Raw genomic sequence first — 13,684 nt, 5'->3', positions numbered from 1 at the left:
CGGCAGACTGCGGAGCGGTGGGTGAGTGGCTGAAACCAACGGTTTGCTAAACCGTCATACTGGGAAACCGGTATCGAGGGTTCGAATCCCTCCCGCTCCGCCATTTCAGTCCCAAGCTGGGCACGCCGATTGCCGCCGATTTCCCGCTGTAAACGGCGGTGAGCGTGCGAAGCAGCTCTCCTTTCGATCCCATGATGCGAACTTCGGCCTCTCCGACTTCAACCCGCTGAGCGAAGGCGCGCAGGTGATCCCGCCGATAACCGCCCCCGTCGAGACGGATGCGCTGCCGCGCCACGTCCGCGAAACGGCGCACGGTGGCGGGTGTCACCGCCCGATTGCCGGAGCTTTCGAGCATGGCCTGCGCCCGTTCGGCATCGACCTGCGCCTGGTCGCGGAGCGCCTTCAATCCGGTGATGCGGTCCTTCAGCGCCGGATCGGACAGATCGGCCACGCCTGATTCGATCGCGTCGTAGAGGCGCTTCAGGCGAAGGTCGGTCTCGGCCGCCCGTCGGTTCAACTCGCCGATATGCTCCTGCCGACGCTCAGCCCGCTCGTGCCGGCGGTCGAGGACCGAAGCCAGAACCTCCTCCAGCCGGTCGGGCTGGAGCAGCCGATCCTCGATATGGCTGGCGACGATGCTGTCGAGCTTCTCCATCGGGATCGAGCGGCCCGAGCAGCCGGTTTCGCCCTGCCGCGCCTTGATCGAGCAGGTGTAGTAGCGATAGCGCCCGCCCTTGCCGGTGCGGATGGTCATGGCTCCACCGCACTTGGCGCAGAAGCAGATGCCGGTCAGCAAGGTCGGCCCGCTGACCACGCGCGGCGGCGTGACCTTGGGATTGCGGGCTTTCAGATGCGCCTGCACGGCGTTGAAGGTCTCAAGGTCGATCAGCGGTGGCACCGGGACTGTGACAATCTCGCTGATCGGCTTCAGTTCCTTGGTCTTGGAGCGCTTGTTGAACTCGTGCTCGCCGATATAGGTGCGCCGCGTCAGGATGCGGTGAAGCTGGCCGATGCCCCAGCGCCCGCCGTCGCGGGTGAAGATGCGACGGGCGTTGAGATGGCTGACGATCGCCTTGACGCCCATCGGGCCGGACGTGCCGTTTCCTTCCAGCGCCAGCCGGTAGATCAGCCGCACGGTGTCGGCGTGCAGTGGATCGATCTCCAGCTTCTTCTTGGTCTTGGCCCCGCGCTGCTCGGCCGCGACGATGCGGTAGCCGATCGGCGGCAGCGCGCCGTTCCAGAAGCCCTGCCGGGCGTTCTCCTTCAGGGCGCGCATGACGTGCTTGCCGTTTTCCTTGGACTGATACTCGTCGAACAGCGCCATGATCTGGCGCATCATGACGTGCATCGGGTCGTCGCCCATCTCCTGCGTGATCGAAACCAGCTTGACGCCGTTCTTCGCCAGCTTGCGCACATAGAATTCCAGCTCGAAGTGATCGCGGAAGAAGCGGCTGAACGAGTGGACGACGACGATATCGAAGGGCGCGGGTTTGGTGGTGCCCGCCTCGATCATGCGCTGGAACTCGGGACGGCGATCGTTGGTAGCGGTCGCGCCCGGCTCAACGTAGGTGTCGATAAGCTGATAGCCGCGCGACAGGCAGTAGGCCTCACCCTGGCGCTTCTGGTCCGGGATAGAGACATCATGCTCGGCCTGCCGCGCGGTCGAGACGCGGAGATACAGGGCAGCGCGCGTGGCGACGCTGGGTGTTTCAGCGTTCATGATCGATCTCCCTCTGCCGTGGCGGTTCGCTTTCGAGATTCTTTCAGCGGCAAGTCCAGCACGACGCGATCGTGAATGAGCTTCGGCGCAAGCTTGCGGCCACTTCGCTCCATACGGATCAGGCCGTAGCCGATCATCGTCTTCAGCGTGCGCGACAGGTTGGACTTGGCCCGGTCTGTCAGAGCCGCCAGTTCGTCAAGCGAGTCCGGGGCCTGCTCTGCGATGATGCGCAGCATCTCGCGATTGGGAGCCGAAAGGATGCGGGCGAAGGATTCGGTCGAGGCGAACCAGACGGTTGGATCGCCCGGCGACGGCTTCTCCTCACCCCGTGCAATGCGCAGTGTGCGGGCTTTCATCTCCTCGGGATCGGCGATGCCGACCTTCAGCGTCGTCATGGCGTATTGCCTCCGTCTGGCGCCCGCCGGGCCGGACGGAAGCCTCACGCGGCAGATCGAAAATCACCGCCTATAGTTATCATCATAGAGTAACTAAATCAAGTAAAAATGCGTCTGCACAGGCATCGCCTAGGCCGATCACGGCTCACTTGGATGGCCCGAACAACTCGTCGAAGATGTCGCCGAACCACGCCTCGAACAGGTCTATCTCGGCCTCCGTCACCGGCACGCGGTCGGGCCAATCGTCGGTGACGGTCCAGGTCTCGACATCGTGCTTCGGCGGTCGGCCGATGCGTGGGGCCTGCGTCTCGATGTCTTCCTGCGGGATATAGTCGTAGAGGTCGTCGGGCAAAGCGCCGGACACGACATGGAGCCGACGTTGCGGGCGATCAGCGGCGCGCCGAGACATGGGAATCGCAGTCTGTGAGATGACCAACCGTAACGACACCTGTCCCTTTATCCTGATGCTGGCCTTCGCCCTGACGCCGCGCAATTCTTCCAGCATCGGCGGATTGCGCGAACTGTGAAGACGGCGCGTTGCGATATGTCGATCGTATTCCGCGATCGGTCCGGCGAAGATCGGAAGGCGTCGTCATCATGATGACCTGCCCCCGCTCGCCGCCGTGCCGCGCTTCGCTTTGGCGAACGCCCGATCGGTGGCGATGAACCGCTCCAGCATTGGTACGATGAGGCGGACGGGATCGGTCGGCGGATGGCCGTTCTCCCGGCCGAGAACCTCGGCATAGGCGGCGAGATCGCGATGCAGATCGGCGGGCAGCTCCACTGTCACCTTTACCGGCTTGTCGTCGATGATCGGGCCGAGCTTCAGCTTGGTCATGGCGTGGCTCCATAGGGTTCGAGCACGAGATCGCGGGTGACGATGACGCGGACGGGGAATCCCGGCCGGATGGTCAGCGTCGGGGCGATGTTGAGCTGGCGCTGGACGATCTGCCGGCCGGTCTGGCCGATGCTGTCGGAAGCGCCGTCGCGGATGGCGCTGAGCAGATCGCTCTCATCGCTGGACGATCCGGTGTTGGCGCCGATGCTGAGCAGCGTCGAAAGGGCTGCCGCCTTGAACAGTTCTCCCCAATGATAATCGACGCCATCCTCCAGCCCCGCATAGCCTTCGGCGTCCGCACCCGGCTGGCGCTCCAGCACGATCGAGCGGCCGTTGGGCAGGATGAGCCGGTTCCAGACCAGCAGCACCCGGCGCTGCCCGAAGCCGACGCCGTTGTCGTATTGGCCGATCAGCCGGGTGCCCTGCGGCACGAGCAGGATGCGACCGGTCGGGCTGTCGTGAATATTCTCCGTGACCTGAGCGGTGATCTGTCCGGGCAGATCGGAGCGGATGCCAGTGATGAGCGCGGCCGGAATGACCGCGCCGGCCTGAAGAATGTTCGGCGATGCCGGCGCGGCGACGCGATCCGTCGCGACGGTGCGCCTGTCGGCTGCCTGATTGAGGAAGGCGAGCTGGCGGTCCTGCGCGGTGGGCGTTGCCGGTTGTGGCGCGAGGCCCAGGCTGGTCAGATCCGGCATTGGCGGCGTGGCGTTGGCGGTCGTGGTGGCGGACGGCGCGGTAGTCCGCGTCTCGGTCGAAGCGAACAGCTTGCCGGTTCGCGCTGCTTCGATCTCCTGAAGCCGGCGCTGCTCTTCGGCGCTGAGACCCGGCGAAGTCGCGGCGGGTGTGGCAATGCCCGGCGTGGGCACGGGCTGGCCGCGGTTCTGGGCGTCGAGGATCGGGCGGCCGAGATCCCCGGGCAAAGCGGGTCCGAGGATCGGGCCGGTATAGTCGCGCGGCAGACCATTGAGCCCATCGGCGGTCGCGCGGTTCTCCGTCGAATAGAGTTCGGCATTTCCGCCGCCGCCATCACGGGTCTGGAGCGCATAGATCAGCGCGCCGCCAATCCCGGTGCTGGCGACTAGGCCGAGACCGATCAGCACCTTGCGCGATAGCCGGGTAACACGCGGCGGTTCGGCGCGCAGCCGCATCGGAGCGACGGGTTCGCCGGTCAGCGGTTTGGCGTCATCGTCATCCGGCTCCGGCATCGGCTTCTTGTCGGGATCGATGTCGCTCACGATGCCGGCCTCCCGTCCGTGCGGGTGATGCGGACCCGGCGCTGGTTGTCGCCCGTGCCGAAACGCAGTTCGGCGGCGGCGAGCAGCCGATCGACGATCATGTGACGGCCGCGAACCCGGTAGTTCACCAGTTCGGACGTGTTGCCCTCGGGACCGACGACGAACAGCGGGGGCATCTCGCCCTGCGCGATGCCACGCGGGAATTCGATGAACACCTGCCGCCCGTCGTCGAAAGCGCGCAACGGCCGCCACGGCGCGTGGTCGCCCTCGATCGCATAGCGGAAGTTGACGTTGGCGAGATCGACGCCGGAGGCGACCGGCTGCGCGGCCTCCGCCTGCTGGTTCTGCCGGCGTAGCGCGATGAGCTGGTCCTGCGGATACTGCCAGGAGACGGACGCCATGTAGGTGCGTTCGGTCGAACGCAGCTCCATGTGATAGGTGCGCAGGTTGGTGTTGATGACGAGATTGGTCATCAGCTCGGGCCGCGTCGGCTTCACCAGGATATGCACCTGCTGGGTCGCGCCGGAGCCGCTCAGCGTGTCGCCGATGATCCAGCGCACCGTGTCGCCGGCGGCGACCGGGCCGGAGCCGACGAGGGTTTCGCCCGGCTGAAGCGCGATGTCGGTGATCTGGCCAACGGCGGTGTAGACCTGATAGAGCGCGCCGCCGGTGTAGGGATAGACCTGCATGGCGTTGATGAAGCCGTCGCGGACAGGCTGGATGCGCGCGGCGGCATTGGCTTGATTGACGCGGGCGGCGGGATCGGTCGGCTCCGGCGCGCGACGGGACTCTTCCACCGGCTTCATCTGGCCGGGCAACGGCAGTGGGCGCGGAAGCTCGACGACGGTGACGGGCGAAGGCGGATCGACCGTCTGCACGGCGGGCGCGGCATCGTCGTAAGAAATCTCGGGCGGCTTTTGCGTTGTGGCGCAACCGGCGAGCGCCGTTGCGGAGAGCAGCAGAACCGCAAGTCCGACTTTACGGAGAGACGCCTTTCCGGCTTTGCGCATCGGCGGCATGGCGGGAATACGGTTCGCCGGATGTCCGGCGGTCAGTTGAGACGGCCGGATCATTGTCCAAGCTCCTTCGACCAGTTGATGGCGTTGACGTAGATTCCGAGCGGATTGGCCCGGAGCTTTTCGGCGTCGCGAGGTGGCGCGACGGCGATGGTGAGGATGGCGGTCCAGCGCGAGGTCTCTGCGAGGCTGCCATCCTGATAGCGGCGCTCGACCCAGGCGACGCGGAAGCTATCGGGGGACGCCCGGATGACAGACGAGACATCGACGGCGATCTGTTGCTTGCCGACCTTGGTGAAGGGGTCGTTGACGCGGGCATAGTCGTTGAGCGCCATCGCCCCGCGATCCGTCGTGAACTCATAGGCGCGCAGCCAGTTCTGCCGGACGATGATGGCGTCGGCCGGGATCGAGCGGACCTGTTCGATGAAGCGCGCCAGATGCCAAGCGATCTGCGGATCGGTCGGGCGATAATCGGCGACGGCTGGCGCAATCGCCTGCGCCTGGCCGAGTCTGTCGACCTGCACCACCCACGGCACGATCGAGCCGTTAGCCGATTGCCAGACCAGCGCGCCGGAGAGCCCGGCCGACAGGATCAGCGAGCCGAAGGCCATCAGCCGCCAATTCTTCGCCTGAACGCGGGCCGAGCCGATGCGGTCGTCCCAGACCTGGGCGGCGCGTTGGTATGGGGTCTCGGGTTGCGGCGCCTTGCCGTAATGGGTGGAAGGTCGTTTGAACATCAGCGGTCGCTTTCGGAGAGGTTGATGGAGGAGCCGCCGCCATGGCTGTCGCCGGATTTGACGGCGTGGGCGGCGGCCTGGATGCCGTGGGAGGCCTGCTGGCCGCGCTTCATGCGCTTGGCCCATGCGGGCGGCCCGTCAGCGCTGGCGGACGACGACGAAGCGGACGGCGCGTCGGCGCTCTCGTTCGGCGCGGCCGATGCGGTCTCGCCGCTGACGGACCGTTCCCCGGCCTGAAAGCTGTCCTTCATGGACGCTGCGGCGCGCTTGAACGGGCTGGCGATGGCGGCCCCGGCCTTGGACGCGCCGGTGCTGGCGACGCCCGATGCGCCGCCCGCGCGATAGGCGGCGGTCGCACCGCCTGCCAGCGTCGCCCCGCCTCGGGCGGCAGCGGCAGCGCCGCCGGCGAGAGCCACACCGCCGGACGCGACGGCGCCGATCGCAGCACCTCCGGCGGCGACCATGCCGCCTGCCGCCAGACCCGTGCCGATCGCCGCGCCCGCGCCGAGCTGCGGCCCGCCGGAGACGAGGCCGTTGGCGATGCCGGGACCGAAGATGCCGAGGCCCAGCAGCGACAGCGCGGCGAGCACGATCGCCATGGCGTCGTCGATCGTCGGCGCCGTGCCGCCGAATCCGGCGGTGAACTGGCTTAACAGCGTCGAGCCAATGCCGATGATGACCGCGAGCACCAGCACCTTGATGCCGGACGAGATGACGTTGCCCAGCACCCGTTCAGCCATGAAGGCGGACTTGCCGAACAGGCCGAACGGGATGAGCACGAAGCCGGCGAGCGTCGTCAGCTTGAACTCGATCAGGGTGACGAAGAGCTGGATGGCGAGGATGAAGAAGGCGAGCAGCACCAGCGCCTAGGCAAACAATAGGCAGGCGATCTGGATGAAGTTCTCGAAGAACGAGATCCAGCCCATCAGGCCTGAGATCGATTCGAGCAGCGGTCGCCCGGCATCGAGGCCGACCTGCGCCACCTTGCCGGGACGAAGGAGATCGGCGGTCGTGAACCCCGTGCCGCTGGCCTTCAGGCCGAGACCGGCGAAGCTCTCGAAGACGATCCGGGCGAGGTTGTTCCAGTTGCCGATGATGTAGGCGAACACCCCGACGAACAGGGTCTTCTTGATGAGGCGGCCGATGATGTCTTCGTCGCCGCCCATCGACCAGAACAGCGCGGCCAGCGTCACATCGATGACGATCAGCGTGGTGGCGATGAAGGCGACCTCGCCCGAGAGCAGGCCGAAGCCGCTATCGATGTAGCGGGTGAAGACGGCCAGGAACTGGTCGATGACGCCGGTGCCGCCCATCGTCAGCGCTCCCCGGCCATGCTCGGCTCTACCGGCGCGGTCTGTTTGGTGATGGGATCGTCATTCGGGGTTGCGGGCGACGCGGCCTGCGGGGCCGTCGGCGGCTGTTTCCGATCGAGACCGAGGAAGCGGTCGCGGCTCTCGGCCCACACGCGCAGGCACTCGGCGTCACGCGCGCCGGCCTCTCCGAGGCGCTGGCACCGGCGCTGTCCCACGCGCAGCGGATCGGGAGCGGACGGCGCGACCATAGACGTAGCCGAGTTCGCCGGCGGCTCGTCCTGGCGGGTCATCTCGATCGCCGTGGCGGTCACGGCGATCGCGACGAAGATGACCGCGCCGAGGCGCGCGAGGGGCTTGCCGTCCATGGCGCGTCTCCCCCGGTCAGTTGTTGCCGTTGTTGAACATCTGCGCGTTGCCGGGCTGGTAGCCCGTGCCCGGCGTCAGGAAGCGGCGGCGCTGCTCGCGGCCCTGTTCGGCCGCCGCGGCGCGCTCGGCTTCGGTCAGCGCCTGCGCCCGGCCGTTGGCGGCGACGACGGCGGTCAGATCGGCTAGTTGCTGGGCCTGAAGCGCCAGAAGCTGGTTGCCGGCCTGGGTCGCCTGAAGCGCGCCGGTCGCGGACTGGCTCGATCCGACCAACGCCGACATCTGCGCGCGATTGGTGTCGATGTTGCCGACGACGCCGGCCTGCACCTTCATCGCGTCCTGCAAGCCGCCGACGGTGTTCTGCCAGCGTAAGCGGGCGTCCGTGACCAGTTGCTGGTCGGAGGCGGACATCGAGACATTGCCGTATTGCTGCTGGAAGGCGCGGTCGATCTGCTGGACGTCGAAGGCGATGTTCTGCGCCTGATTGAGCAGTTGCTGGGTGCGCTGCACCGACTGCTGCAATTGCTGGAGCGACGAATATGGCAGGCTCGCCAGATTGCGCGCCTGGTTCATCAGCATCTGGGCTTCGTTCTGAAGCTGGGTGATCTGTTGGTTGACCGACTGGAGCGTGCGCGCCGCCGTCAGGATGTTCTGGGCGTAGTTGGATGGATCGAACACGATGCGGCCGAACTGGGCGTGGGCGGGTGTCGTCACCGCGATCGGCGATAGGGCAATGGGCGCGACGAGCAGGACCGCAGCGAAGCGGCGGCCGACGGAACGACGAGAAGTCATGACGGAATCTCCAGGTTGGTGAGGTCGGGGATGAGATCGGCGGCCCAGGCGACGCCGCGATGGCGCAGCCAGGCGGCGAGGAAGCCGTCACGGCCATTGTCAGTGACGATCCGGGCGATGGTGGTCTGGTCGGTCTTCGACGAGGCGGCGCAGAGCGCCAGCGCCACGTCGGACAGGCCCAGCTCGAACAGCCGGTTGCCGCGTCGCGACTGGCAGTAATAGTCGCGCTTGGGCGTGGCCCGCGCGAGGATCTCGATCTGGCGGTCGTTGAGGCCGAAGCGGCGATAGATGGCGGTGATCTGCGGCTCGATCGCCCGTTCGTTGGGGAGCAGAAGCCGGGTCTGGCAGCTCTCGATAATGGCGGGCGCGATTGAACTGCCGTCGATGTCCGACAGGCTTTGGGTGGCGAAGATGACGGAGGCATTCTTCTTGCGCAGGGTCTTCAGCCATTCGCGGAGCTGGCCGGCGAACCCCTCGTCGTCGAGCGCCAGCCAGCCTTCGTCGATGATGATGAGCGTCGGCGAGCCGTCGAGCCGGTCGCCGATGCGGTGGAACAGATAGGCCAGCACAGCCGGCGCGGCCTCGGTGCCGATCAGCCCCTCGGTCTCGAAGGCCTGAACGCTGGCGGAGCCGAGATATTCGGCCTCGGCGTCGAGCAGCCGGCCATGCGCGCCGCCGACGCAATAAGGCCGGAGCGCCTGCTTCAGGTCGTTGGACTGGAGCAGGACCGCGAGGCCCGTGATGGTACGTTCGCCGACCGGCGCGCTGGCGAGCGAGGTCAGCGCCGTCCAGATGTATTCCTTGACCTCGGGCGTGATGGCGACGCCTTCACGGGTCAGGATCGCCACGACCCAGTCGGCGGCCCAGGCGCGCTCTGGCACGTCGTCGATGCGGGCGAGCGGCTGGAGCGACACGCTCTCTTCCGACCCGTCAGACAGGCCGCCGCCGAGATCGTGCCAGTCGCCGCCCATCGCCAATGCGGCGGCACGAATACTGCCGCCGAAGTCGAAGGCGAAGACTTGGGCATCGCGGTAGCGCCGAAACTGGAGCGCCATGAGCGCCAGCAGCACGGATTTGCCGGCGCCGGTCGGGCCGACGACGAGCGTATGCCCGACGTCGCCGACGTGAAGGGATAACCGGAACGGGGTCGAGCCTTCGGTCTTGCCGAAGAGCAGTGGGGGCGCTGCAAAATGCTCGTCCCGTTCCGGACCCGCCCACACCGCCGAAAGCGGGATCATGTGGGCGAGGTTCAAAGTCGAAATCGGCGGCTGCCGGACATTGGCGTAGACGTGGCCCGGCAAGCTGCCGAGCCATGCGTCCGCCGCGTTGATGGTCTCGGCCATCGCGGTGAAGTCGCGGCCCTGGATAACCTTCTCGACCAGCCGCAGCTTCTCCTCGGCGATACGGGGATCGTCGTCCCACACCGTCACCGTCGCGGTGACGTAGGCGAGACCGGCATAGTCCGCGCCGAGTTCCTGAAGCGCCATGTCGGCGTCGGCCGCCTTGTTCGATGCGTCCGTGTCCACGAGGGCGGACGCCTCGTTGGTCATCACCTCCTTGAGGATGGCGGCGATGCTCTTCCGCTTGGCGAACCATTGCCGCCGGATCTTGGTCAGCAGCCTGGTGGCGTCGGTCTTGTCGAGCAGGATGGCGCGGGTGGACCAGCGATACGAGAACGCCAGCCGGTTCAGCTCGTCGAGCAGGCCGGGCGTGGTCGCGGTCGGGAAGCCGACGATGGTCAGCACGCGAAGATGCGCCGATCCGAGGCGCGGCTCCAGCCCGCCGGTCAGCGGCTGATCGGCGACGAGCGCATCGAGATATATCGGCGTCTCCGGCACGCGGACGCGGTGCCGCTGGGTCGAGACAGTCGAATGCAGATAGGTCAGCGTTTCGGCGTCATCGAGCCAGACGCATTCCGGCATGAAGCCTTCGACCAGTTGCAGGACGCGGTCGGTGCGATCGACGAAGACGTTGAGCGTCTCGCGCCCATCGACGCCGGACCGATCGCGGCCCTCATAGAGCCAGGTCTCGGCGCGTGCCGCGTCCTCGGCCGGTGGGAGATAGGTCAAGGTCAGGAAATAGCTGGACTCGTAGTGCGAGGCCGCTTCCTCGAAATCGGCCTTGCGCTCGGCATCGACCAGCGCGGACGCCGCATCGGGAAACAGGCTTGCCGGATAGGACGCGGCCTCATGGCGCTGCGCTTCCACGAAGATCGCCCAGCCCGATCCGAGGCGGCGGAAGGCGTTGTTCAATCGCCCGGCGACGGCGACCAGTTCGGCGGGCACGGCGCTGTCGAGATCGGGGCCACGGAAGCGCGCGGTGCGCTGGAAGCTACCATCCTTGTTGAGGACGACGCCGGAGCCGCCCAGCGCTACCCAGGGCAGGAAGTCGGCGAGACGGGTGGCGGTGCGGCGATATTCTGCGAGGTTCATCATGGGATCGGCCTCCTCACACGCCGAGATGGCCGGGGATGCGCAGATGGCGGCGCACCACATCGACGAACATCGGATCGCGCTTTGCCGCCCAAACGGCCGCGAGGTGGCCGATGGCCCAGATCACGAGGCCGACCAGCCAGAGGCGCAGGCCAAGGCCCAGCGCCGCCGCCAGCGTGCCGTTGAGGATGGCGAGGCCACGCGGCGCGCCGCCGAGCAGGATATGCTCGGTCAGCGCCCGGTGGACCGGCACGGCATAGCCCGGCACGTCTCCGGCATGGTCGGCCATACCCGCCATCAGACGAGCGCCCCGCCGCCGAACGAGAAGAACGACAGGAAGAAGCTCGATGCGGCGAACGCGATCGACAGGCCGAAGACGATCTGGATCAGACGGCGGAAGCCGCCCGACGTGTCGCCGAAGGCCAGCGCCAAGCCGGTCGAGATGATGACGATGACGGCGATGATCTTGGCGACCGGCCCTTCGATCGACTGGAGGATGGATTGCAGCGGCGCTTCCCACGGCATCGACGAGCCGGAGGCATGGGCGGCGGGCGCCAGCATCATGCTGACGGAAACGGCAAGGGCCGCGCTCGCCATGGTGTGGCAACCGCGCGAGAGGATGCGGATCATCGGAGATATCCTTTGGGTTCAAGATTGAGGACGGGCTGGATGTCGCCGCCGTCGTTGACGGCCGGCGCGACGCGGTACTCGCCGTCAGGGCCGAGGCCTTCGACGCGGGCGAGTTCGACAAGCCGGCGCTGCGCGCCGCGCCCGGCGAGCACCGCGACGAGATCGATGGTCTCGGTGATCAGCGCGCGCGGCACGTTGACAACGGCTTCCTGAATGAGCTGTTCGAGGCGGCGGATCGCGCCGATGGCGCTGCCGGCATGGATGGTGCCCACGCCGCCGGGATGGCCGGTCCCCCAAGCCTTCAGGAGGTCGAGCGCCTCGGGTCCGCGCACCTCGCCGATCGGGATGCGATCGGGGCGCAGGCGCAAACTGGAGCGGACAAGATCGGAGAGCGAGGCGACGCCATCCTTGGTGCGCATCGCGACAAGATTGGGCGCCGCGCATTGCAGCTCGCGCGTGTCTTCGATGATGACGACGCGATCCGAACCCTTGGCGACCTCCGCCAGCAGCGCATTGGTCAGCGTGGTCTTGCCGGTGGACGTGCCGCCCGCGACGAGGATGTTGGCACGGGACTCCACGGCCGCGCGCAACGCTTCGGCCTGTTGCGCCGACATGATCCCGGCGGACACGTAATCGTCGAGCGTGAAGACGGCGACGGCGGGCTTGCGGATCGCGAAGGTCGGTGCGGCCACGACCGGGGGCAACAGGCCTTCGAACCGTTCGCCGGTCTCGGGCAGTTCGGCGGAGACGCGCGGCGAACCGGCATGGATTTCTGCACCGACATGATGCGCGACTAGGCGGACGATCCGTTCGCCATCGGCAGGCGACAGACGCTCGCCGGTGTCGGACAGCCCCTCCGACAGCCGATCGATCCAAAGCCGCCCGTCCGGGTTGAGCATCACCTCGACGACGGCGGGGTCTTCCAGAAAGCGCGCGATGGCGGGGCCGAGCGCGGTGCGCAGCATCCGCGCGCCTCGCGTCAAACTCTCCGAATTCTGGTGCGATCCCGCCATTCCATCCCCGATCTCGCCGGGGACGACACAGACGTTTCCCCGACGGGGATGATTAAAAGAGCCGGAAGTTTGGCTGATTCAACAAGTATCTAAGTGCGTGCGGTGATCGGCGGCGAACGGCGGCAAATAGGATGGACTGTTGAGAGCGGCAGGTAGTCATTGAGAGATGTGCATAGGCTGTGCCGTGAAGCGAGTCGTCCGCCGGCTACAAGCGAAAAACCAGACGTTGAGGTTCGGAACAGGTTTCCGTAAATTTCAATCGTATATATTGAGCCTGATGGAGAGTATCGAATGAACGGAATTGGCTACACGATGGTCGGCACGACCGATCTATCGCGCGCATTGACATTCTATGATCCGATATTCACGGAAATGGGATTAGATCAATGCTGGCGCGACGAACGTTCCGCGTCGTGGGGCAAGTCCGACAACGAGACGTTTCCTCGTTTTTTTGTTGGATATCCATACGATGGCGGTGAGGCCAACGTTGGAAATGGCACCATGACGGCATTCTTGTGTGCAGCGGAAATCATTGACCAACTTCATGGGCTGGCTCTGAAAAATGGGGGAGTGTGCGAAGGTGCTCCGGGACGACGCCCACAGTATGGTGATGGCTTCTATGGCGCGTATGTACGCGATCCAGACGGAAACAAGCTCGCCTTTGTTTGCTATGACGCTCCATGAGTTCATCTGAGGTGGGACTAAATACTAGTGGCAGATTTAAGCTCGCAATTGCCCGTCTAGTCGTTGCTCCGACCAGTTGTCCCGTCAGGTATCGGCTCACCCGGCATATCTCTCGACAGTTCCTTCAGGAACCGATCGCCCGTCGCCAACCGCCGCCCGAGCGATTGAATAAATCCGTCGAAGCGCTCCACACCCTTCGCTCGCGCCGATGCCTGGGCGCTGTCGGGCAGCGGCGGGGTCACCGTCAGCCAGAAGCGGATGAACAGCGACAGCGTCTCGCCGAGGATGTCGAGATCCTCGTCCAGGCCGTCGAGCTGTCGCCCCAGCTTGTCCATGCGGCGGGCGAAAACCGCCTCCAGCCGTTCGGAGGCATCGGCCGACAGGAAGGACGCCACGGCGGCTTCGATCACCGCCGACTTGGACACGTTGCGGCGGAGCGCCAGCGCCTCGACCTTCTTCAACAGGTCCGGCTCGAAATAGACATTCATGCGGGCCTTGGTCTGCATGGCGGCG

At 66.2% G+C, this 13,684-nt stretch carries 15 protein-coding genes, 1 tRNA gene and 2 pseudogenes; 3 read left to right on the top strand and 15 right to left on the bottom strand.

The features are described 5' to 3' along the window. Positions 1–11: 11 nt before the first annotated feature. Together RSPPHO_RS08675 and RSPPHO_RS20535 are read left to right on the top strand one after the other, a co-directional pair. Positions 12–103 (top strand) — tRNA-Ser (locus RSPPHO_RS08675). Between the two features lie 141 nt (positions 104–244). Further along, positions 245–457, top strand: a complete 213-nt coding sequence (locus tag RSPPHO_RS20535; RefSeq protein WP_197535595.1) for a hypothetical protein — start codon at positions 245–247, stop codon at positions 455–457. Between the two features lie 222 nt (positions 458–679). Here RSPPHO_RS20535 and RSPPHO_RS21930 read toward each other — a convergent pair. The 14 genes and pseudogenes from RSPPHO_RS21930 to trbB all read right to left on the bottom strand — a co-directional run. Next, a pseudogene (locus tag RSPPHO_RS21930) lies at positions 680–1,720 on the bottom strand (recombinase family protein); the annotation flags it as partial. Continuing rightward, positions 1,717–2,115 (bottom strand): HVO_A0114 family putative DNA-binding protein, encoded by a 399-nt coding sequence (locus RSPPHO_RS17755; RefSeq protein WP_051013768.1) that lies wholly within the window; start codon positions 2,113–2,115, stop codon positions 1,717–1,719. The pseudogene RSPPHO_RS21930 and the gene RSPPHO_RS17755, both read right to left, overlap by 4 nt. 145 nt (positions 2,116–2,260) lie before the next feature. Beyond that, on the bottom strand, positions 2,261–2,524 hold the full coding sequence (locus RSPPHO_RS08655) for a hypothetical protein (RefSeq protein WP_041794804.1): 264 nt from the start codon (positions 2,522–2,524) through the stop codon (positions 2,261–2,263). Positions 2,525–2,710: 186 nt separating this feature from the next. Further along, positions 2,711–2,953 carry a DUF2274 domain-containing protein gene (locus tag RSPPHO_RS08650; protein WP_014414883.1) on the bottom strand — a complete coding sequence of 81 codons (243 nt, stop codon included), beginning with the start codon at positions 2,951–2,953 and terminating at the stop codon, positions 2,711–2,713. Further along, positions 2,950–4,191, bottom strand: coding sequence for a TraB/TrbI/VirB10 family type IV secretion system protein (locus RSPPHO_RS08645; protein ID WP_041794803.1), 1,242 nt, complete (start codon positions 4,189–4,191; stop codon positions 2,950–2,952). Before RSPPHO_RS08645 ends, RSPPHO_RS08650 begins: the two co-directional genes overlap by 4 nt. Then, complete coding sequence (gene trbG, locus RSPPHO_RS08640; RefSeq protein WP_014414881.1) at positions 4,188–5,264, bottom strand: P-type conjugative transfer protein TrbG; 1,077 nt, start codon at positions 5,262–5,264, stop codon at positions 4,188–4,190. The genes RSPPHO_RS08645 and trbG overlap by 4 nt, the downstream gene beginning before the upstream one ends. Next, a complete protein-coding gene (gene trbF / locus RSPPHO_RS08635; protein ID WP_041794800.1) occupies positions 5,261–5,944 on the bottom strand; it encodes a conjugal transfer protein TrbF in 684 nt (227 codons plus the stop codon). The genes trbG and trbF overlap by 4 nt, the downstream gene beginning before the upstream one ends. Next, positions 5,944–7,110 (bottom strand): annotated as a pseudogene (gene trbL, locus RSPPHO_RS08630) (P-type conjugative transfer protein TrbL). The gene trbF and the pseudogene trbL overlap by 1 nt, the downstream one beginning before the upstream one ends. Before the next feature lie 149 nt (positions 7,111–7,259). Continuing rightward, the gene (trbK-alt, locus tag RSPPHO_RS08625; RefSeq protein WP_014414877.1) at positions 7,260–7,622 is read right to left on the bottom strand and encodes a putative entry exclusion protein TrbK-alt; all 363 of its coding nucleotides are present in this window, start codon (positions 7,620–7,622) and stop codon (positions 7,260–7,262) included. A 16-nt stretch (positions 7,623–7,638) separates the two neighbouring features. Beyond that, positions 7,639–8,412, bottom strand: coding sequence for a P-type conjugative transfer protein TrbJ (trbJ, locus tag RSPPHO_RS08620; RefSeq protein WP_014414876.1), 774 nt, complete (start codon positions 8,410–8,412; stop codon positions 7,639–7,641). Continuing rightward, positions 8,409–10,847 carry a conjugal transfer protein TrbE gene (gene trbE / locus RSPPHO_RS08615; RefSeq protein ID WP_041794799.1) on the bottom strand — a complete coding sequence of 813 codons (2,439 nt, stop codon included), beginning with the start codon at positions 10,845–10,847 and terminating at the stop codon, positions 8,409–8,411. The genes trbJ and trbE overlap by 4 nt, the downstream gene beginning before the upstream one ends. Before the next feature lie 13 nt (positions 10,848–10,860). Beyond that, positions 10,861–11,133, bottom strand: a complete 273-nt coding sequence (locus RSPPHO_RS08610) for a VirB3 family type IV secretion system protein (RefSeq protein ID WP_479687246.1) — start codon at positions 11,131–11,133, stop codon at positions 10,861–10,863. A gap of 8 nt (positions 11,134–11,141) precedes the next feature. Continuing rightward, positions 11,142–11,441 carry a TrbC/VirB2 family type IV secretion system protein gene (locus RSPPHO_RS08605; RefSeq protein WP_479687247.1) on the bottom strand — a complete coding sequence of 100 codons (300 nt, stop codon included), beginning with the start codon at positions 11,439–11,441 and terminating at the stop codon, positions 11,142–11,144. A gap of 29 nt (positions 11,442–11,470) precedes the next feature. Next, entirely contained in the window at positions 11,471–12,487 is a 1,017-nt protein-coding gene (trbB, locus tag RSPPHO_RS08600) for a P-type conjugative transfer ATPase TrbB (RefSeq protein WP_014414872.1), read from the bottom strand. Positions 12,488–12,778: 291 nt separating this feature from the next. Between trbB and RSPPHO_RS18875 the strand changes: the two genes are divergently transcribed. Next, positions 12,779–13,171, top strand: coding sequence for a VOC family protein (locus tag RSPPHO_RS18875; protein ID WP_081581693.1), 393 nt, complete (start codon positions 12,779–12,781; stop codon positions 13,169–13,171). Between the two features lie 56 nt (positions 13,172–13,227). Here the strand turns inward: RSPPHO_RS18875 and RSPPHO_RS08595 are convergent, their stop codons facing one another. Continuing rightward, the gene (locus tag RSPPHO_RS08595; protein WP_014414871.1) at positions 13,228–13,677 is read right to left on the bottom strand and encodes a ribbon-helix-helix domain-containing protein; all 450 of its coding nucleotides are present in this window, start codon (positions 13,675–13,677) and stop codon (positions 13,228–13,230) included. Between the last annotated feature and the right edge of the window lie 7 nt (positions 13,678–13,684).

It is taken from the genome of Pararhodospirillum photometricum DSM 122 (genome assembly GCF_000284415.1).
Lineage (GTDB): Bacteria > Pseudomonadota > Alphaproteobacteria > Rhodospirillales > Rhodospirillaceae > Pararhodospirillum > Pararhodospirillum photometricum.
The sequence above is the reverse complement of the archived record's forward strand: the minus strand, read 5'-3'. Positions and strand labels throughout refer to the sequence as shown.

What these genes read in the sequence shown, in the direction of transcription:
- trbE (WP_041794799.1), bottom strand. Translation starts at nt 10,847, where the DNA reads ATGATGAACCTCGCAGAATATCGCCGCACCGCCACCCGTCTCGCCGAC.
- RSPPHO_RS18875 (WP_081581693.1), top strand. Translation starts at nt 12,779, where the DNA reads ATGAACGGAATTGGCTACACGATGGTCGGCACGACCGATCTATCGCGC.
- RSPPHO_RS17755 (WP_051013768.1), bottom strand. Translation starts at nt 2,115, where the DNA reads ATGACGACGCTGAAGGTCGGCATCGCCGATCCCGAGGAGATGAAAGCC.
- trbB (WP_014414872.1), bottom strand. Translation starts at nt 12,487, where the DNA reads ATGGCGGGATCGCACCAGAATTCGGAGAGTTTGACGCGAGGCGCGCGG.
- trbJ (WP_014414876.1), bottom strand. Translation starts at nt 8,412, where the DNA reads ATGACTTCTCGTCGTTCCGTCGGCCGCCGCTTCGCTGCGGTCCTGCTC.
- trbF (WP_041794800.1), bottom strand. Translation starts at nt 5,944, where the DNA reads ATGTTCAAACGACCTTCCACCCATTACGGCAAGGCGCCGCAACCCGAG.
- RSPPHO_RS08595 (WP_014414871.1), bottom strand. Translation starts at nt 13,677, where the DNA reads ATGCAGACCAAGGCCCGCATGAATGTCTATTTCGAGCCGGACCTGTTG.
- RSPPHO_RS08655 (WP_041794804.1), bottom strand. Translation starts at nt 2,524, where the DNA reads ATGTCTCGGCGCGCCGCTGATCGCCCGCAACGTCGGCTCCATGTCGTG.
- RSPPHO_RS08650 (WP_014414883.1), bottom strand. Translation starts at nt 2,953, where the DNA reads ATGACCAAGCTGAAGCTCGGCCCGATCATCGACGACAAGCCGGTAAAG.
- RSPPHO_RS08610 (WP_479687246.1), bottom strand. Translation starts at nt 11,133, where the DNA reads ATGGCCGACCATGCCGGAGACGTGCCGGGCTATGCCGTGCCGGTCCAC.
- RSPPHO_RS08605 (WP_479687247.1), bottom strand. Translation starts at nt 11,441, where the DNA reads ATGGCGAGCGCGGCCCTTGCCGTTTCCGTCAGCATGATGCTGGCGCCC.
- trbK-alt (WP_014414877.1), bottom strand. Translation starts at nt 7,622, where the DNA reads ATGGACGGCAAGCCCCTCGCGCGCCTCGGCGCGGTCATCTTCGTCGCG.
- trbG (WP_014414881.1), bottom strand. Translation starts at nt 5,264, where the DNA reads ATGATCCGGCCGTCTCAACTGACCGCCGGACATCCGGCGAACCGTATT.